This window comes from Microbacterium sp. MM2322, from assembly GCF_964186585.1.
Classification (GTDB): domain Bacteria; phylum Actinomycetota; class Actinomycetes; order Actinomycetales; family Microbacteriaceae; genus Microbacterium.
Genome location: NZ_OZ075067.1, coordinates 1391445 through 1408828 on the forward strand (window position 1 = coordinate 1391445; position 17384 = coordinate 1408828).

Sequence of the window (17384 nt, forward strand, 5' to 3'; positions counted from 1 at the left end):
CCTCAGCAGGGGGCCCTTCGTCGTGAACGGGATGCCGCGGGTCAGACCGATTCGGTCAGGCGGGCGGTCTCGTCGTGCCACGAAGTTGCGATGGAGCGGAGCTTCTCTTCGTACTTGCGACCGTGGTGGGCGCAGAAGAGCAACTCGCTTCCATTGACCTCCGCGGCGATGTACGCCTGGGCTCCGCAGGAGTCGCAGCGATCCATCGCCGTCAGGCGGTGTTCGAGGACGGCTGGCTCGGTAGTGGTTGACGTGCTCATGTCAGGTGCCTCCTCGTACTGCTCAAGACGGGTGAACTGTCATGTCATACAACCACGGGGATGTTGTGGGTATGCCGCCATTGCATGACATTTCGCTGAGCGCGTACGGTATGCGTCCGCTGTGGCGGCCGACCTGCCGTGGCCGAGTGTGTCGGTCGGTCCCGCGTCGGTGATGCCGAATACGATGGGAGATCGTGACAGCCGAGTATTCCGCCCATCATCTCCAGGTCCTGGAAGGGCTCGAAGCCGTTCGCAAACGGCCCGGCATGTACATCGGTTCGACCGACTCCCGCGGGCTCATGCACTGCCTCTGGGAGATCATCGACAACTCCGTCGACGAGGCGCTCGGCGGACACGGTGACCGCATCGAGATCGTGCTGCACGAGGACGGCAGCGTCGAGGTCCGCGACCGGGCCCGCGGCATCCCGGTCGACATCGAACCCCGCACGGGCCTGTCCGGCGTCGAGGTGGTCTTCACCAAGCTGCACGCCGGCGGCAAGTTCGGCGGCGGCTCGTACGCGGCGTCCGGCGGTCTGCACGGCGTCGGTGCCTCGGTCGTGAACGCGCTCTCGGAGCGGCTCGACGTCGAGGTCGACCGGGCAGGTAAGACCTACGCGATGTCGTTCCACCGCGGCGAGCCCGGCAGGTTCGAGGGCGACGGACCGGCCACGACTTTCCGTCCTTTCGAGAAGGCGAGCGAGCTGCGGGTCGCGGGCAAAGCCCCGAAGGGTGTGACGGGTACGCGCATCCGCTATTGGGCGGACCGTCAGATCTTCACGAAGGATGCCGCGTTCGACCTCGGCGAACTGGAGCAGCGCGCACGCCAGACCGCGTTCCTCGTCCCCGGGTTGGAGATCGTGATCGTCGACCGCCGCGGCGCGGAGGAGATCGAGACGAGCTATCGCTTCGACGGCGGCATCTCTGAGTTCGCAGAGTTCCTCGCTCCGGACGCACCGATCACCGACACATGGCGCCTGACGGGCACGGGGACGTTCACCGAGACCGTGCCGGTCCTGCAGCCCTCTGGTGCCATGATCCCGACCGAGGTCGAGCGCGAGTGCGTCGTCGACGTCGCGCTGCGCTGGGGGACCGGGTACGAGACGGTGTCGCGATCGTTCGTGAACATCATCGCCACCCCGAAGGGCGGCACGCACCAGCAGGGCTTCGAGCAGGGGCTGATGAAGACGCTCCGCGGTCAGATCGAATCGAATGCTCGCAAGTTGAAGGTCGGGGCCAACGAGAAGATCGAGAAGGATGACATCCTCGCCGGTCTCTCGACCGTCTTGACGGTGCGCCTGCCCGAGCCGCAGTTCGAAGGCCAGACGAAGGAGATCCTCGGCACGCCGGCGGTCCGCAACATCGTGGCATCCGTCGTCTCGAAGGAGTTGGCAGCGAAGTTCGCCTCCACCAAACGCGACGACAAGGCGCAGACCGCGCTCCTGCTCGAGAAGGTCGTCTCGGAGATGAAGGCGCGCATCTCTGCGCGCACGCACAAGGAGACACAGCGTCGGAAGAACGCACTCGAGTCGTCGTCGCTGCCGACCAAGCTCGCCGACTGCCGCACGAACGACGTCGAGCAGTCCGAACTGTTCATCGTCGAGGGTGACTCGGCCCTCGGCACCGCGAAGCTCGCCCGCAACAGCGAGTACCAGGCGCTGCTGCCGATCCGAGGCAAGATCCTCAACGTCCAGAAGGCGTCGATCAGCGACATGCTCTCGAACGCCGAGTGCGCCGCGATCATCCAGGTGATCGGTGCGGGGTCCGGTCGCTCGTTCGACATCGACGCTGCTCGTTACGGCAAGATCATCCTGATGAGCGACGCCGACGTCGACGGCGCTCATATCCGCACGCTGCTGCTGACGCTCTTCTTCCGCTACATGCGCCCGCTCATCGAGGACGGGCGCGTCTATGCGGCCGTTCCGCCGCTGCACCGGGTGATCGTCATGAACCCCGGCACGAAGCCGAACGAGACGCTGTACACGTACAGCGAGCAGGAACTCCACGCGCTGTTGGCGAAGCTCACGAAGGCCGGTCGCCGGTGGCAAGAGCCCATTCAGCGCTACAAGGGCCTCGGCGAGATGGATGCCGACCAGCTGGCGACGACGACGATGGACCGCGCAGGTCGGACCTTGCGCCGCGTCCGCGTCCAGCATGCGGAAGCGGCATCCAGCGTCTTCGAGCTGCTCATGGGATCCGACGTCGCCCCGCGCCGAGACTTCATCGTCACCTCCAGCGAGCGCCTCGACCGCGAGCGCATCGACGCCTGATCGCGCACACGGTAGCGTGCCGCCATGAACTCGCACCGCGTCGTCGCGCCCGTCATCGCCCCGGGGGAGAAGCCGAAGGGGCCGGCATCGTATTTCCCCAGCATCGAGAAGACCTACGGGCTGCCGGTTCAGCACTGGCTCGACATCGCCGCGGACTCGCTGGACACGCACAGCCATATGGAAACCGTGGCCATCCTCAAGGACGAACACGGCCTCGGCCACGGGCACGCCAATGCGATCGTCGCTTACGTGAAAGCGAAGCTCGCGGACTGACTCAGAGCCGTTGCTCGTGCCGGCGTGGCTTGTAGCGTTCCGGCGAGTCGGATGCGGGTAGCCATTCGCACGTGAAGCTGCCGCGATACCCGAACAGGAAGCCGAGTCGCGTGTTCTCCACGCGCAGGTCGACGTGGAATCTGCCGTCCGCATCGTCGTAGCGTTCGCGGAGGGTCGCGGAGCCGCTGAAGGCCATCGGGAAGCGGAACGAGAAGAGGCCTTCGTGGAAACGCTGCGCGCCACTGCGAAGCAGGAGCGAGCCGTCAGGTTCGGCGCTGAGGTCCAGGTCGACGGCGAGATGCTGGTGCGTGCCGAGGTAGTCCACGATTCCCCCGGGGCCGGCGACCATCGTCGCGTCGAAGCGACGCTGTCGACCGCCCACCCGATACTCCCGGACGAAGGTGACCGTCTCGCGACCGAAAGGATCACGGTAGGGGTAGTTGGCGATCACGAAGGGCACGTCGATCCCGACATCGGGGACGAGAATGTTCCGCAGACGTCCGATCTGCAGGAAGGGGACCGTCCACCACGGCCCTCGTCGGATCTCGGACATGATTCCGCGGCCGACGCATGCAGTCCCTTTCTCGAGGCCGATGTCGAACCGACGTTGCAGTTGTGGGTGCAACGAGTCGAAGTCGGCACCCAGGGCAGCGCGGAAGAGCGAGGTCATGAGGGTTCCTCCAAGGATGCGAGGGTCGCGGGGGCGCTGTCGAGAGCATGCCGCCTCGGCGGCCGCCGTCTGCAGCGCGCCGCACGCGGCCGCTCGCTGCGCCACCAGGCGAAGACGGAACGCAATGGCCACCGTTCCGGTGGGACCCCGGTCTCGGCCCAGATGCGCAGGCGATCGAAACTCCATGCCGTCGCCCAGCCGATCACCGGACGGACGACGACGTCGATGGGTCCCCATCCGGAGTCGTAGTCGAATCCGGTGACGAAGCGGATGCCGCCGTTTGGCAGCGGCGTGTATCGCCAGTACCCGCGGCCGCTCTGAAGTGGCGAAAGCCGGTCGTTCGTCGAGAAGCGGAGGGCGGAGGTCCGCGTGCCGTCTGGGCGGAATCGCTCCCCGAGGCTCACGCCCGTCCCCGCGATGGTGTGGATGAGAACGGAACGCTCGTAGGTGAAGCGCTGGATGCCGTCGGATGCCGAGGCGGTCGGGGTGATCGCCGAGAAGCGAAGATCCCACCTCGAGTGGGAGGCAGGATCCTGCGTCAGGGCCCAGACGCGTTCCATCGGCGCCGCAATGTCGACCTCCACGTGGATGCCGCGCCGAGCCACGTCCGCCGCCTCAGGCCACGACGGTGCCGATGGCGCCGATCACCGCGTCGAGCGGTTGTCCGGACGCATCCCGTTTTGCCCCCACCTCAGGAAGCTGGCGCACGGCGCCGTCGGTCCCCACCGCGCGAAGGTCGTCGCCCACCCAGGCCAACGTCAGCGCGTCCTCGCCGCGGAGGAACCTCTGTGCCCGCACCCCGCCGGTCGCCCGGCCCTTCGCGGGGAACTCGGTGAACAGCGAGACCTTGCCCGATCCGGCATCCGTTCCGGGGAGGGCGGCCGTCGAACCGGCGATCGTCGCCACGACCGTCTCGTCCGTCGCCGTGAGAGCGGTGAACGCGATGACGCGGGCGCCGTCCGACAGTCGGATGCCGGCCATGCCGCCCGCGGAGCGACCCTGTGGTCGCACGGCGGAAGCGTCGAATCGCAGAAGCTGCGCGTCGCTCGACACGAACACCAGCTCGGCGCCATCGGCGGCGAGGGCTGCGCCGACCACCGCGTCGCCCGGCTTCAGGGAGATGATCTCGACATCAGGCTTGCCGGGGGGCAATTCGGTCGCCGCGACGCGCTTCACGACACCCTGCGACGTGCCCAGGGCGATCGGCGCATCCCCCGTGAGCGGGACGATCGCGACGACGTGCTCGTGGACGCCGAGTCCGAGGTACTGGTCCGCGCGGGTTCCGGCGGCGAGCTGCACGGAGTTCGCCGGTACAGAGGGCAGATCGACAGGCGTGAAGCGGACGAGGCGCCCCAGGGTGGTCACGGCGCCGAGGTCGCCGCGCGTGGTCCCGTTCACCCACGAGCGGATGGCGTCGTGCTTCGACCGGCGCGCCGGAGGGACGACTCCGCCGCCGGGGGCGTCGGCGACGAGCTCGGCGCGGACCATTCGTCCGGTCGCCGACAGGTACACGCGGCAGGGGGCGTCGGCGATCTGAAGATCGGCGGGAGCGGCAGCGCGGCCGCGGGGCGCCACCGGTCCGCCGTTCATGAGGAGAGTGCGCCGGGGCGTGCCGAAGGCGTCAGCCGCGGCATCCAACTCTGTCGACACCTGGCGGCGCAGGAGCACCTCGCTCCCGAGGAGCTCTTCGAGAGCGGCGATATCCGCCTTCAGCGCGTCGCGCTCGGCCTCGAGTTCGACACGCGAGAACTTCGTGAGCCGCCGCAGACGCAGTTCGAGGATGTACTCAGCCTGCAGCTGTGACAGATCGAACACGTCCATGAGGCGGGCGCGCGCCTGCTCGCCGTCGTCGGAGGTGCGGATGACCTGGATGACCTCGTCGATGTCGAGGATCGCGATGAGGAGCCCCTCGACCAGGTGGAGCCGCTCCTGCTTGCGTGCCAGACGGTAGCGGCTGCGCCGGGTCACCACCTGGAGGCGGTGGTCGAGGTAGACCTGCAGAAGGTCCTTGAGCCCGAGTGTCTGCGGCTGGCCGCCCACGAGTGCGACGTTGTTGATGCCGAACGAGTCTTCGAGGGGCGTGAGTCGGTAGAGCTGCTCGAGCACGGCGTTCGGGTCGAAGCCGGTCTTGATGCCGATGACCAGCCGCAGCCCGTGGTTGCGGTCGGTCAGATCGGTGAGATCGGAGATGCCCGTGAGCTTCTTCGACGACACCGCGTCGCGGATCTTCTCCATGACGCGCTCGGGCCCGACCATGTAGGGGAGCTCGGTGACCACGATGCCGGTCCGGCGCGGGCCGAGCGGTTCGATCGATACCTTCGCGCGGGTCCGGAAGGAACCGCGGCCGCTCTGGTAGGCCTCTTTGATCCCGTCGAGACCCACGATGACGCCGCCGCCGGGCAGATCGGGACCGGGAACGAACTCCATGAGCTCGTCGAGCGTTGCGCCGGGGTTCTCGAGCAGGTGGATCGCGGCGGACACCACCTCGATGAGGTTGTGCGGCGCCATGTTGGTCGCCATGCCGACGGCGATACCCGTGGCGCCGTTGACGAGAAGGTTGGGAAATGCCGCCGAAAGCACCTCGGGCTGCTGGAACTGGCCGTCGTAGTTCGGGATGAAGTCGACGACGTCCTCGTCGAGGTTCTCCGTGAGAGCCAGAGCGGATGCCGCGAGCCGCGCCTCGGTGTACCGTGCCGCCGCGGGCCCGTCGTCGAGCGAGCCGAAGTTGCCGTGCCCGTCGACGAGCGGCACCCGGAGCGCGAAGTCCTGCGCGAGTCTCACGAGAGCGTCGTAGATCGCGGAGTCGCCGTGGGGGTGGAGCTTGCCCATCACATCGCCGACGACGCGCGCGCTCTTGACGTGACCGCGATCGGGGCGCAGCCCCATCTCCGACATCTGGAACAGGATGCGGCGCTGGACCGGCTTCAGCCCGTCGCGCGCGTCGGGGAGGGCGCGCGAGTAGATGACCGAGTACGCGTATTCCAGGAACGAGCCCTGCATCTCGTCGGCGAGGTCGACGTCCTCGATGCGTTCAACGGCGGGCGGGGGAGGGGGAGTGCGCGATGCCATGGCCTCGATCGGTCTTCGGGTGATCCTGCGGTGATGCGGCGAGGGGCCAGAACGGCGGCGGAGCACCGTGTGGAAGACTGACCCGGATGACTCTCAGCCTACCCGTGGACCCGCCGTCGGCCCGGAGCCTCACCGGTGTCGTCCCGCAGATTCTGGCGTCCCTGGAGGGTCACGGCGACTGGTTTCCGCCGGCTCGTTCCGCCGTCGTTCTGCTCGTCGACGGGTTGGGGCGAGCCAACCTGACCGCGCGTGCCGGGTACGCGCGTTTCCTCTCCGGCCGGATGACGAAAAAGGATGCCGCTCGCACCGTCTTCCCCTCGACCACCGCAGTCGCACTCACCAGCCTCCTCACGGGGGAGATGCCGGGGCAGCACGGCCTGGTGGGTTACCGCGTGCGCATTCCCGGGACAGACGTCGCCCCCAACCAGCTCAAGGGGTGGGAGAGCGACGGCCTCGACCCGCTGACCTGGCAACGCAGCGCTCCGATCCTCGAGCGTGAGGCGGCAGGGGGCCGTCCGTGCTTCGTCGTTTCCCAGCCGCGGTACGCCGCGACGGGATTCACCCGGGCCCTGCAGCGCGGCGCGGAGTTCGTCGGTGCGTCGACGGTCGCCGAGCGCGTGGAACGCGCCGCGGACCTCGCGCTCCGGCATCCGGGAGCCCTCGTCTACGCCTACGTTCCTGAGCTCGACACGATCGCGCACGCCCGCGGCTGGGAGAGCGACGAGTGGGCGGCGGGGCTGGAGCTCGTCGACGGCGCGGCGCGGAGCCTCGACGCGGCGATCGGTTCGCACGCCGGTGCTATCGTGACCGCCGATCACGGGATCGTCGACGTGCCGCGACATCGCCACATCCTCCTGCAGGACGGCGACGAGCTCGTCGAAGGCGTCCGCATCGTCGGCGGCGAGCCGCGCATGCTGCATCTCTATGCCGAGGACGGGCGTGCTGAGGGTGTCCTCCGGCGCTGGCAGGATGCCGAGTCCTCCCGAGCGTGGGTGATGTCACGCGACCACGCTGTGGCCGCCGGTCTGTTCGGACCGTCACCCGACTCTGAGGTGCTCCCCCGCATCGGCGACGTGCTCGTCGCGGCTCGCTCCGCGGTCGCGTACTACGACGATCGCGAGACCGACAAGAAGCCGCAGAACATGATCGGCCAGCACGGCTCGCTCACTGAGCAGGAGCGCGTCGTTCCGCTCGTGCGCCTGGGGTCGTTCGGCTGAGGCTCAGCCGTCTTCCGTCCGGGCGCCGAAGACGATCTCGTCCCAGGAGGGCATCGACGTGCGGCCGCGCCGCCGCGTCTGTTCCGGCGCGGGCTCCGACGCGGCCTCGGTCTCGGACTTCTCGGAATCGGCCGGGGTGGGTTCAGCCTCCGGCTCGGGGGCGTCGAAGAGCGCGACGGGGGTCGAGGAGCGCTCCTCCGTCTGCTCGCCGGGCATGGGTTCGCGCTGGCCGCGTCGACGCCGCAGGGCCTCGAGGAGGTCAGCGGTCTCGGCGGAGGTCACCGGGGCGTCGGGCGCGCGCTTGATCGCGGCCTTCTGCACGGCGGCCGACGACGAGGGCCGGGGCTCGGGCGACTCCAGGTCGGCCTCGGGCTCTGCGACCAGACGGGGGCCGAAAGTGCCGCTGTCGAAGCGCGTCGCGTCCTTCTGCGGTGAAGAGTCGAGTGCCCGCAGACGCGGGATGAGGCCTTCGGGGAGTGATCCCTGGCGGGACAGCTGGGTGGCGTCCGAATTCTGGGGAGCCAGCGAGGAGCGGCGCGGGTCGAAAGACCAGCGCGCATCGTGTTCGACCTCGCCCACGGTGAACTCGAGCTTGACGGTCCAGCCGTTCTGGTCCTTCCAGCTCGTCCAGCGCTCACCGGTGGCGCCCGCTTCGGTGAGCTTCGCGCGAACCGCGTTGCCGAAGGTCGGCTGAGCGCCGGGGTCGAGTTCGCCGCCGATGAGGACGGTCACGGCGAGGGCTTGACCGACGACGTGCTCGCGCTCTGCGAGCACGGGACCCTCGAAACGCTGAACGTCCTCGACGCGGACGTTCAGAAGCTGCGCGACGTCCTCGGCGGTCATTCCGGCGCGGATGTGAGCCTGGATGTCGCGAGGGTTCGGGCGTGTCGTGCGGGGCTCGGCCTCTCGCTGCAGACGGCGCAGGTGGGTGCGCAGTGCCTCATCGACGGCGAGCGAGAAGCGGTCGCCGTCGTCGGTCGCGAGCATGAGGCGACCATCCTCGGTGCCGATCACTTTGAGCTGTTCCATGCGGACGTCCTCCAGATCCAGCGTGTGCGTTCATGCTGTCACGGAGCAGCGCCACCGGCGGGAATATCCGGGGCGCGCCGCGAGTTTGCGGTGTGGCCCCTCCGAAAGGGAGCGACGGCCAGGCGGCCCATTTGCGATTCACCGGTAGGTGATGCAAACTATGGCCGCCCGAACGGGCCGCCCCCACTGCACCACCCCGAAAGTTGAGACGTTCTCGAATGGCCACGGATTACGACGCCCCCCGCAAGACCGAAGACGACAGCGAGTCGATCGAGGCTCTCAAGGAACGCGTCCCGGACAAGATGTCCGGTTCGGTCGACGTCGAGGACTCTGACAACCCGAGCGGGTTCGAGCTTCCCGGCGCAGACCTCTCCGACGTCGACCTCGACGTCGTCGTCCTGCCTCCGCAGGAGGACGAGTTCACCTGCATCGAGTGCTTCCTCGTGAAGCACCGGACCCAGATCGATCACCAGACCTCGATCGGTGCCATCTGCACCGAGTGCGCCGCGTAAGCCGCGCTTACCGCAGCGTCAGCTGCGAGACTGACGACCCCGCTGTGCGCGGGTGATCATCGCCGCCACCCGATCGGGTGTGCGGGACGAGAACACCCACCGCGCCGCGGGGTCGTCGTCGTCTGACACGGGGACCCGAACGATACCGTCGATCCCGCCCCGGATCAGGTGCCAATCGTCGGCGCGCAGGTCGCCACCCCGCGCCGAGCGTGCGGCGTCGCCCGTGAAGATCTCAGGATCGCCGAGGTCCGCGACGTCGATGTGGGCGCGTCCCACGTGCAGGACGCCGTCACGAACCGCGACGACGGGCGCCGCGATGATCAGCGAGGACACGATCACGATGCCCACGGCAAGCCCGATCACCAGGGCGAGCGTCGTGTCGATCGGCGAGAACACCACGGCCGCCATGGGCGCGCAGACCGCAGCGCTGACCAGAAGCCACAGCGATGGGCTCAACCGCTCGCGGTACGAGGACGGGACGGTGCGGTCGGTGTTGTGCATTAGCCTCGGGGGGTGATGGATACCGTGGACGTTCCCATTATCTCGGCTCATGTGCCCGTCTACGCGCACCCCGGTGACGCGGGTGCCGACCTCGTCTCCACCGAGGAGGTGCGGCTCGACCCGGGTCAGCGTGCTCTGATCGGCACGGGTGTGCGCATCGCGCTGCCCGATGGCTACGTCGCATTCGTCGTCCCCCGCAGCGGCCTCGCCGCAAAACACGGCATCACGGTCGTCAACTCCCCGGGGACGGTGGATGCGGGTTACCGGGGCGAGATCAAGGTGACCCTGCTGAACACGGATGCGTCGGAGGCGTTCCACGTCGCCCCGGGCGACCGCATCGCCCAACTCATCGTCATGCCCGTTTCGCGGGCTACCTTCCTCCCCGTCGACGCGCTCCCCGACAGTGTGCGCGGCGACGGCGGATTCGGATCCACCGGCTATACGACAGGACGACCCGCATGAGCGACGAGCTCGCACCCAAGTCGGCACCGATCAATCGGTCCGAGAACGGCCCCTACGACGAGGCGGAGGCGAACCCCGTCCGGCCCTACATCGACCTCGGCGGAGTGAAGGTCCTCCCGCGCGAAGGGCTGAACCTGCGGCTCGAAGTCGAGGAGCAGACGAAACGGATCGTTGCCGTCGGCCTCGACTACGCAGGATCCACCCTTCAGGTGCAGCCTTTCGCTGCTCCCCGCTCGAGCGGTCTCTGGGAAGAGACCCGTGAACAGATCCGCGAACAGGTGCGCCAGCAGGGCGGGCGCGTGGAAGAGCGCGAAGGCCCCCTCGGCCCTGAGCTCCTGGCCGAGGTTCCCGTGGCGGGCGCGGACGGCGCGGCGGGCAAGCGCCTCGCACGCTTCGTCGGTGTCGACGGTCCGCGCTGGTTCCTGCGCGGTGTGATCGGCGGCGCGGCGGCGAGTGACGTCGCGGCGGCGGAGCAGGTCGAGGATCTGTTCCGCTCGATCGTCGTGGTTCGCGGGACGACGCCGATGCCGCCGCGCGACCTCATCCCTCTCAAGATGCCCGCTTCCCCCGGCAGCGCATGAGCACGTCGCCGGACCGTCCGGAGCCGGCAGACCCCCGGGTCTCGCGCTCGGACCTCGTGCCACCTGCCGCGGGGGAACCGACGGCATCCGATCTCATCGGTCAGGCGCTCGGCGGCGCAGCCAAACAAGCCGGGCTGGATCCGACCGATGACGCGACGACGGGCCACGTCGTCTGGCGCGCAATGGGCGGATGGCGCGGTATCGCCGAGTCGGTACTCCCCGGACTCGTGTTCGTGGTGCTCTTCACCGTCACCGCGCAGGACCTGGTGCTCTCGCTGGTCGCGTCCGTCGGGCTCGCCGCCGTCTTCACGATCATCCGCCTGGTGCAGCGCTCGCCCGTGGCGGCTGCCTTCGGCGGGCTCGTCGCGACGGGCGCTGCGGCGGCGCTCGCCCTGTTCACCGGGCGTGGTGTCGACAACTTCGTCCCGGGTCTCATCACGAACGCGGCCTACGGGACAGTCCTCCTCGTCTCCGCTCTCGTCGGCTGGTCGTTGATCGGTCTGGCCGTCGGGTTCCTCATGAACGAGGGCACGGCATGGCGCGCGGATCGCCGCAAGCGGCGCGCATTCTTCTGGCTCACGATCGCCTGGGCGGCGTTGTTCTTCGCCCGCCTCGCCGTTCAGCTTCCGCTCTATCTGTCCGATCAGACGGCGGCCCTCGGCACCCTGAAGCTCGTCATGGGTCTGCCGCTGTTCGCGCCTCTCGTCGCGGTGACGTGGCTCGCGGTGCGGGCTCTCTATCCCCGACGCGCCGATGTCCCCGGAGAGAGCTGACCGATCGGCCCGATCCGGCTTCGCGGCTGGTTGACTGAGCGGTATGGACGCCGTTCCGATGTTCCCGCTGGGGAGTGTGCTCTTCCCGCACACGCCGCTCGCGCTGCGGATCTTCGAGCCTCGTTACCTGACCATGGTGGGTCGGCTGCTCGATGAGGACGACCCCTCGTTCGGTGTCGTCCTCATCGAGCGTGGTCTGGAGGCCGGCGGGGGAGACGAGCGTTCGGCGCTCGGGACATTGGCGCGCATCGTCAAAGTGGAGGCCGACAGTGCGGATCTGTTCGTGATCGCCGTCGGCGGCGAGCGGATCACGGTCGACCGCTGGCGTGCAGACGACCCGCATCCGATCGCCGACGTGACTCCGGTCGCGCCGCTGACCTGGGATGAAGGGATCGCTCCGCTCCGGCGCGAGGCGGAACGCGTCGTGCGGCGAGTCGCGACGCTGGCATCGGTCCTCGACGAAGCGCGGTGGGATCCCGACACCGAGATCTCGGACGACCCCGTCGAATCGGCATGGCAGCTGGCCGCCATCGCGCCGCTCGGTGACTACGACCGGTTCCGCCTCCTCGGCGCCACGAGCCTGCGCGAACTCCTCACCATGCTGATGGACTTCTGCCTCGATGAGGCACCGGTCCTCATCGCCCGCGCGGCCGACACGGTGGATCCGGGTGACGAGGAAGCCTGAGGAAGCGGCATCCGACGGGGTAGAGTATCTTGATATCAAGATAAATTTCGCCCGCCAGGGTAAGGCGCGCCTCACTAGCCGCCGGGACCTCACGGGGCGAAGATGGGAGGGCCGGCTTACGCCGCGCCCGCCGACGAAGGAGAGCACACGTGTCCACAGTTGACAGCTTCGGTGCCAAGAGCACACTCACAGTCGGCGACACCGACTACGAGATCTTCCGCATCGACACCGTTCCCGGTTACGAGAAGCTTCCGTACAGCCTGAAGATCCTCCTCGAGAACCTCCTTCGCACCGAAGACGGTGCGAACGTGACGAAGGAGCAGATCGAGGCCCTCGGGAACTGGCAGCCCGATGCCGAACCGAACACCGAGATCCAGTTCACGCCCGCACGCGTCGTGATGCAGGACTTCACCGGCGTCCCGTGCATCGTCGACCTCGCCACGATGCGCGAGGCGGTCACCGCCCTCGGTGGCGACCCGAACAAGATCAACCCGCTCTCGCCGGCTGAGATGGTCATCGACCACTCCGTCATCGCCGACCTCTTCGGCTCCGAGAACGCCCTCGAGCGCAACGTCGAGATCGAGTACGAGCGCAACGGCGAGCGTTACCAGTTCCTCCGCTGGGGCCAGACGGCCTTCGACGACTTCAAGGTCGTCCCGCCGGGCACCGGCATCGTCCACCAGGTCAACATCGAGCACCTCGCCAAGGTCATCTACGACCGAACGGTCGACGGCGTGCTCCGCGCGTACCCCGACACCTGCGTCGGCACCGACTCCCACACCACGATGGTGAACGGTCTCGGCGTCCTCGGCTGGGGCGTCGGCGGTATCGAAGCCGAGGCCGCCATGCTCGGCCAGCCGGTCTCGATGCTCATCCCGCGGGTCGTCGGCTTCAAGCTCAGCGGCGAGATCCCCGCCGGCGTGACGGCGACCGACATCGTCCTCACGATCACCGACATGCTGCGCAAGCACGGTGTGGTCGGCAAGTTCGTCGAGTTCTACGGCGAAGGCGTCGCCCAGGTCCCGCTGGCCAACCGCGCCACCATCGGCAACATGAGCCCCGAGTTCGGGTCGACCGCGGCGATGTTCCCCGTCGACGACGTGACGCTCGACTACCTGCGTCTCACGGGTCGCGACGAGCAGACCGTCGCCCTCGTCGAGGCGTACGCCAAGGCGCAGTCCCTCTGGCACGACGCGTCGCGCGAGCTCAGCTTCAGCGAGTTCATGGAGCTCGACCTCTCGACGGTCGTACCGTCGATCGCCGGTCCGAAGCGCCCGCAGGACCGCATCCTCCTCTCCGAGGCGAAGAACCAGTTCGAGAAGGACATCCTCAACTACGCGGATGCCACGGCTGAAGACTCCGTCGAGATCGAGGGCACGTTCCCCGCATCGGACCCGGGCTCCGCCCCGGGCGTCGAGCATGAGACGGTCTCGGCCGAGGGCGTCTCGCACCAGCACGATCACGAGCACGTTCCCTCGATGATCTCGAGCGGTGGGCGTCACGCGGCATCCAAGCCGGTCAAGGTCACGACGCCCGATGGACAGTCGTATCTCCTCGACCACGGTGCGGTCACCCTTGCGGCGATCACCTCGTGCACGAACACGTCGAACCCGTCGGTCATGATCGCGGCGGGCCTGCTCGCCAAGAAGGCCGTCGACAAGGGCCTGAAGCGCAAGCCGTGGGTCAAGACGACGCTCGGCCCGGGGTCTAAGGTCGTCACCGACTACTACGAGAAGTCGGGCCTCGACAAGGCGCTCGAGGGCCTCGACTTCTACACCGTCGGCTACGGCTGCACGATCTGCATCGGCAACTCGGGGCCGCTCATCGAAGAGGTGTCGGCAGCGATCAACGAGAACGATCTCGCGGTCACCGCTGTCCTGTCGGGCAACCGCAACTTCGAGGGTCGCATCAGCCCCGACGTGAAGATGAACTACCTCGCGTCGCCGCCCCTCGTCGTCGCGTACGCTCTCGCCGGGTCGATGAACTTCGACTTCGAGACGGACGCGCTCGGCAAGGACGCGGACGGCAACGACGTGTTCCTCAAGGACATCTGGCCCTCGCCCGACGAGGTGCAGGAGGTCATCGACTACTCCATCTCGCGTGAGCAGTTCATCAAGCAGTACTCGACCGTCTTCGACGGTGACGAGCGCTGGCAGAACCTGCCCACCCCCACGGGACCGATCTTCGAGTGGGACGAGAACTCGACCTACGTCCGGAAGGCTCCGTACTTCGACGGCATGCAGAGTTCGCCTGCGCCCGTCACCGACATCTCCGGTGCGCGCGTCATGGCGACCCTGGGTGACTCTGTCACGACCGACCACATCAGCCCGGCCGGAAACATCAAGGCCGGAACCCCCGCCGCGCAGTACCTCACGGAGCACGGTGTCGCGCAGAAGGACTTCAACTCCTACGGCTCGCGTCGCGGCAACCACGAGGTGATGATTCGCGGCACGTTCGCGAACATCCGACTCAAGAACGAGCTCGTGGCCGCGGTCAACGACGGCAAGGTCGTCGAGGGCGGCTTCACCCGTGACTTCACCCAGCCCGGTGGCCCGCAGTCGTACATCTACGACGCGAGCCAGAACTACCAGGCGCAGGGCACCCCGCTCGTCGTGTTCGGCGGCAAGGAGTACGGCTCCGGTTCGTCGCGCGACTGGGCGGCCAAGGGCACGAGCCTGCTGGGCGTGAAGGCCGTCATCACCGAGAGCTTCGAGCGCATCCACCGCTCGAACCTGATCGGCATGGGCGTCGTCCCGCTCCAGTTCCCCGCAGGTGAGAGCTGGGCATCGCTCGGCCTCGACGGCACCGAGATCGTCTCGATCACGGGCCTCGAGCAGCTGAACGAGGGCGTCACCCCGAAGACGGTCACCGTCGTCGCCGAGCCGAGCGAGTTCTCGCCCGAGGGGAAGCAGACGATCACGTTCGAGGCGATCGTCCGCATCGACACCCCCGGTGAGGCGGACTACTACCGCAACGGCGGCATCCTGCAGTACGTGCTCCGCTCGCTGGTCTGACCTGATTGTCAAGAGGACCCCGGCTCCCGCGTGGAGCCGGGGTCCTCTCGTTTGGGGGGACGTAGACTCTCGTCATGAGTCTTCTCGAGGGAATTTCCGGTCCGCGCGACCTCGATCGATTCTCGAGCGAGGAACTCCACATCCTGGCCGACGAGATCCGCACCTTCCTCGTCGAGAACGTGTCCCGCACCGGCGGGCACCTCGGACCGAACCTCGGCGTCGTGGAGATGACGATCGCCCTCCACCGGGTCTTCGACTCACCGAACGATCCGATCATCTTCGACACGGGCCACCAGTCGTACGTCCACAAGCTGCTGACCGGGCGCCAGGACTTCTCCAAGCTGCGCTCCCGCGGCGGCCTCGCCGGCTACCCGCAGCGTTCCGAGAGCCCGCACGACGTCGTCGAGTCCTCGCATGCCTCGAGCTCGCTGAGTTGGGCCGACGGGGTCTCCCGCGCGCTGACGCGTACCGGGCGCAAGGATCGGCACGTCGTCGCGGTCGTCGGTGACGGCTCGCTCACGGGCGGGATGACGTGGGAGGCCCTCAACAACATCTCCGACGACAACGACCGCAACCTCGTCATCGTCGTCAACGACAACGGTCGCTCGTACGCGCCGACCATCGGCGGCATGGCGCGCTACCTCAACCGGGTGCGCACGGCCGACAGCTACAAGACCCTGCGCCAGAGTTCGGCGCACGTCTCGCGGCTCTTCGGTCCCATCGGGCGGGCGATCTATCGCGGGGTCCGCGGCGGAACGCACGGCTTCCTCTCACGCTTCACGAACAACGTCGCGCTGTACTCCAACCTCGACATCAAGTACCTCGGCCCCGTCGACGGGCACGACCTTGATGCCATGGAGGAGACCCTGCGTCTCGCCAAGGCCTACGGCGCTCCGGTCATCGTCCATGCGATCACCGATAAGGGCCGCGGGTTCGAGCCCGCGCGTCGCGACGAAGCGGACCAGTTCCACGCGGTCGGCAAGATCGACCCCATCACGGGGGAGCCGATCGGTTCCTCGGATGCCGTGGCGTGGACCGACGTCTTCTCCGACGCGCTCGTGGCCGCCGGCGACCGGCGCGAAGACATCATCGCGATGACGGCGGCCATGCTCCGGCCCACGGGCCTGCAGGCGTTCGCGCAGCGGTTCCCCGACCGTGTGTACGACGTCGGCATCGCCGAGCAGCACGCGGTCGCGTCGGCCGCGGGTCTCGCGTTCGGCGGCATCCATCCCGTCGTGGCCATCTATGCGACCTTCATGAACCGTGCGTTCGACCAGGTCATGATGGATGTCGCTCTGCACAAGGCGGGCGTGACTTTCGTGCTGGACCGATCGGGTGTCACCGGCCCCGACGGACCGAGCCACCACGGGATCTGGGACCTCGCGATGCTGCAACTCGTCCCGGGAATCCGCATCGCGGCGCCCCGCGACGGGGAGCGGCTGCGCGAGCTCTTCGACGAAGCGGTCGCTGTCGAGGATGCTCCGACGGTCGTCCGCTTTCCGAAGGGCTCGGTCCCCGACGCTCTCGAGGCCGTCGAGCGTCTCGCTGACGGCACCGATGTGCTGTACCGCAGCGGTTCCGAGGACGTCTTGATCGTCGGGATCGGGCCGATGGCTCATCTTGCGATCGATGTCGCCAACAGACTTCGTGCACAGGGGATCGGTGCGACCGTGGTCGATCCGCGGTGGGCGGTGCCGATCCGTCCCTCGATCGTCGAGCTCGCGGCATCCCATCGGCTCGTGATCACCATCGAGGACGGCATCCGCGTCGGCGGGGTCGGCACGCGTGTCCGTCAGGTACTGCGCGAGGCCGGCGTGTCGACCGCCGTGGACGAGCTGGGTCTGCCCGATGAGTTCATCGATCACGCAACGCGGGAGCAGATCCTCGCGGACGCGGGTTTGACCGCCTCGAAGATCGCTCAGGACGTCGTGGCGCAGGTCCTCGGCACCCGTGTCCCCATCGCTCGCCAGTCGACCGACGACGATGGGTGGGCCTCCCACGAGATCGAACTGCGCGGGCCGTCGGACGCCAGCTCCGACTGACCTCCCTGCTGTCCGCGTGACAGCATGGA

At 68.0% G+C, this 17384-nt stretch carries 16 protein-coding genes; 10 read left to right on the forward strand and 6 right to left on the reverse strand.

Annotated elements, in window-relative coordinates:
• Window positions 1-41 precede the first annotated feature (41 nt).
• Window positions 42-260 (reverse strand): hypothetical protein, encoded by a 219-nt coding sequence (locus tag ABQ271_RS06800; RefSeq protein WP_036308862.1) that lies wholly within the window; start codon window positions 258-260, stop codon window positions 42-44.
• Window positions 261-451: 191 nt separating this feature from the next.
• Between ABQ271_RS06800 and ABQ271_RS06805 the strand changes: the two genes are divergently transcribed.
• The gene (locus ABQ271_RS06805) at window positions 452-2527 is read left to right on the forward strand and encodes a DNA topoisomerase IV subunit B (protein WP_349310868.1); all 2076 of its coding nucleotides are present in this window, start codon (window positions 452-454) and stop codon (window positions 2525-2527) included.
• Between the two features lie 24 nt (window positions 2528-2551).
• A complete protein-coding gene (locus tag ABQ271_RS06810) occupies window positions 2552-2800 on the forward strand; it encodes a DUF4287 domain-containing protein (protein ID WP_349310714.1) in 249 nt (82 codons plus the stop codon).
• Between the two features lies 1 nt (window position 2801).
• Here ABQ271_RS06810 and ABQ271_RS06815 read toward each other — a convergent pair whose 3' ends face one another.
• From ABQ271_RS06815 to ABQ271_RS06825, 3 genes are read right to left on the reverse strand one after another with little or no spacing between them, the layout of a single operon-like run.
• The gene (locus ABQ271_RS06815) at window positions 2802-3470 is read right to left on the reverse strand and encodes a DUF4166 domain-containing protein (RefSeq protein WP_349310715.1); all 669 of its coding nucleotides are present in this window, start codon (window positions 3468-3470) and stop codon (window positions 2802-2804) included.
• Window positions 3467-4075, reverse strand: coding sequence for an SRPBCC family protein (locus ABQ271_RS06820; RefSeq protein ID WP_349310716.1), 609 nt, complete (start codon window positions 4073-4075; stop codon window positions 3467-3469). The genes ABQ271_RS06815 and ABQ271_RS06820 overlap by 4 nt, the downstream gene beginning before the upstream one ends.
• Window positions 4076-4085: 10 nt before the next feature.
• Complete coding sequence (locus ABQ271_RS06825; RefSeq protein WP_349310717.1) at window positions 4086-6539, reverse strand: DNA topoisomerase IV subunit A; 2454 nt, start codon at window positions 6537-6539, stop codon at window positions 4086-4088.
• Window positions 6540-6625: 86 nt separating this feature from the next.
• On the opposite strand from ABQ271_RS06825, the gene ABQ271_RS06830 reads away from it, so the two are divergent.
• Window positions 6626-7756: an alkaline phosphatase family protein gene (locus ABQ271_RS06830; protein WP_349310718.1), complete on the forward strand. Its 1131-nt coding sequence runs from the start codon at window positions 6626-6628 to the stop codon at window positions 7754-7756.
• A gap of 3 nt (window positions 7757-7759) precedes the next feature.
• On the opposite strand, the gene sepH is transcribed toward ABQ271_RS06830, so the two are convergent.
• Window positions 7760-8785 (reverse strand): septation protein SepH, encoded by a 1026-nt coding sequence (gene sepH, locus ABQ271_RS06835; RefSeq protein WP_349310719.1) that lies wholly within the window; start codon window positions 8783-8785, stop codon window positions 7760-7762.
• A 218-nt stretch (window positions 8786-9003) separates the two neighbouring features.
• On the opposite strand from sepH, the gene ABQ271_RS06840 reads away from it, so the two are divergent.
• The gene (locus ABQ271_RS06840) at window positions 9004-9297 is read left to right on the forward strand and encodes a DUF4193 domain-containing protein (RefSeq protein ID WP_349310720.1); all 294 of its coding nucleotides are present in this window, start codon (window positions 9004-9006) and stop codon (window positions 9295-9297) included.
• 18 nt (window positions 9298-9315) lie between these two features.
• On the opposite strand, the gene ABQ271_RS06845 is transcribed toward ABQ271_RS06840, so the two are convergent.
• Complete coding sequence (locus ABQ271_RS06845; RefSeq protein ID WP_349310721.1) at window positions 9316-9798, reverse strand: DUF3093 domain-containing protein; 483 nt, start codon at window positions 9796-9798, stop codon at window positions 9316-9318.
• Window positions 9799-9810: 12 nt separating this feature from the next.
• Between ABQ271_RS06845 and dut the strand changes: the two genes are divergently transcribed.
• From dut to dxs, 6 genes are all read left to right on the forward strand, one after another.
• Window positions 9811-10260 (forward strand): dUTP diphosphatase, encoded by a 450-nt coding sequence (gene dut / locus ABQ271_RS06850; RefSeq protein ID WP_349310722.1) that lies wholly within the window; start codon window positions 9811-9813, stop codon window positions 10258-10260.
• The gene (locus ABQ271_RS06855; protein ID WP_349310723.1) at window positions 10257-10841 is read left to right on the forward strand and encodes a DUF3710 domain-containing protein; all 585 of its coding nucleotides are present in this window, start codon (window positions 10257-10259) and stop codon (window positions 10839-10841) included. Before dut ends, ABQ271_RS06855 begins: the two co-directional genes overlap by 4 nt.
• The gene (locus tag ABQ271_RS06860; RefSeq protein WP_349310724.1) at window positions 10838-11614 is read left to right on the forward strand and encodes a DUF3159 domain-containing protein; all 777 of its coding nucleotides are present in this window, start codon (window positions 10838-10840) and stop codon (window positions 11612-11614) included. Before ABQ271_RS06855 ends, ABQ271_RS06860 begins: the two co-directional genes overlap by 4 nt.
• A gap of 43 nt (window positions 11615-11657) precedes the next feature.
• Entirely contained in the window at window positions 11658-12299 is a 642-nt protein-coding gene (locus ABQ271_RS06865; protein WP_349310725.1) for an LON peptidase substrate-binding domain-containing protein, read from the forward strand.
• Between the two features lie 149 nt (window positions 12300-12448).
• Complete coding sequence (locus tag ABQ271_RS06870; protein ID WP_349310726.1) at window positions 12449-15313, forward strand: aconitate hydratase; 2865 nt, start codon at window positions 12449-12451, stop codon at window positions 15311-15313.
• Window positions 15314-15387: 74 nt separating this feature from the next.
• The gene (dxs, locus tag ABQ271_RS06875) at window positions 15388-17355 is read left to right on the forward strand and encodes a 1-deoxy-D-xylulose-5-phosphate synthase (RefSeq protein WP_349310727.1); all 1968 of its coding nucleotides are present in this window, start codon (window positions 15388-15390) and stop codon (window positions 17353-17355) included.
• Window positions 17356-17384: the final 29 nt, after the last annotated feature.

What these genes read in the sequence shown, in the direction of transcription:
- ABQ271_RS06800 (WP_036308862.1), bottom strand. Translation starts at nt 260, where the DNA reads ATGAGCACGTCAACCACTACCGAGCCAGCCGTCCTCGAACACCGCCTG.
- ABQ271_RS06845 (WP_349310721.1), bottom strand. Translation starts at nt 9,798, where the DNA reads ATGCACAACACCGACCGCACCGTCCCGTCCTCGTACCGCGAGCGGTTG.
- ABQ271_RS06830 (WP_349310718.1), top strand. Translation starts at nt 6,626, where the DNA reads ATGACTCTCAGCCTACCCGTGGACCCGCCGTCGGCCCGGAGCCTCACC.
- dxs (WP_349310727.1), top strand. Translation starts at nt 15,388, where the DNA reads ATGAGTCTTCTCGAGGGAATTTCCGGTCCGCGCGACCTCGATCGATTC.
- ABQ271_RS06865 (WP_349310725.1), top strand. Translation starts at nt 11,658, where the DNA reads ATGGACGCCGTTCCGATGTTCCCGCTGGGGAGTGTGCTCTTCCCGCAC.
- ABQ271_RS06815 (WP_349310715.1), bottom strand. Translation starts at nt 3,470, where the DNA reads ATGACCTCGCTCTTCCGCGCTGCCCTGGGTGCCGACTTCGACTCGTTG.
- ABQ271_RS06810 (WP_349310714.1), top strand. Translation starts at nt 2,552, where the DNA reads ATGAACTCGCACCGCGTCGTCGCGCCCGTCATCGCCCCGGGGGAGAAG.
- ABQ271_RS06860 (WP_349310724.1), top strand. Translation starts at nt 10,838, where the DNA reads ATGAGCACGTCGCCGGACCGTCCGGAGCCGGCAGACCCCCGGGTCTCG.
- sepH (WP_349310719.1), bottom strand. Translation starts at nt 8,785, where the DNA reads ATGGAACAGCTCAAAGTGATCGGCACCGAGGATGGTCGCCTCATGCTC.
- ABQ271_RS06825 (WP_349310717.1), bottom strand. Translation starts at nt 6,539, where the DNA reads ATGGCATCGCGCACTCCCCCTCCCCCGCCCGCCGTTGAACGCATCGAG.
- ABQ271_RS06855 (WP_349310723.1), top strand. Translation starts at nt 10,257, where the DNA reads ATGAGCGACGAGCTCGCACCCAAGTCGGCACCGATCAATCGGTCCGAG.
- ABQ271_RS06840 (WP_349310720.1), top strand. Translation starts at nt 9,004, where the DNA reads ATGGCCACGGATTACGACGCCCCCCGCAAGACCGAAGACGACAGCGAG.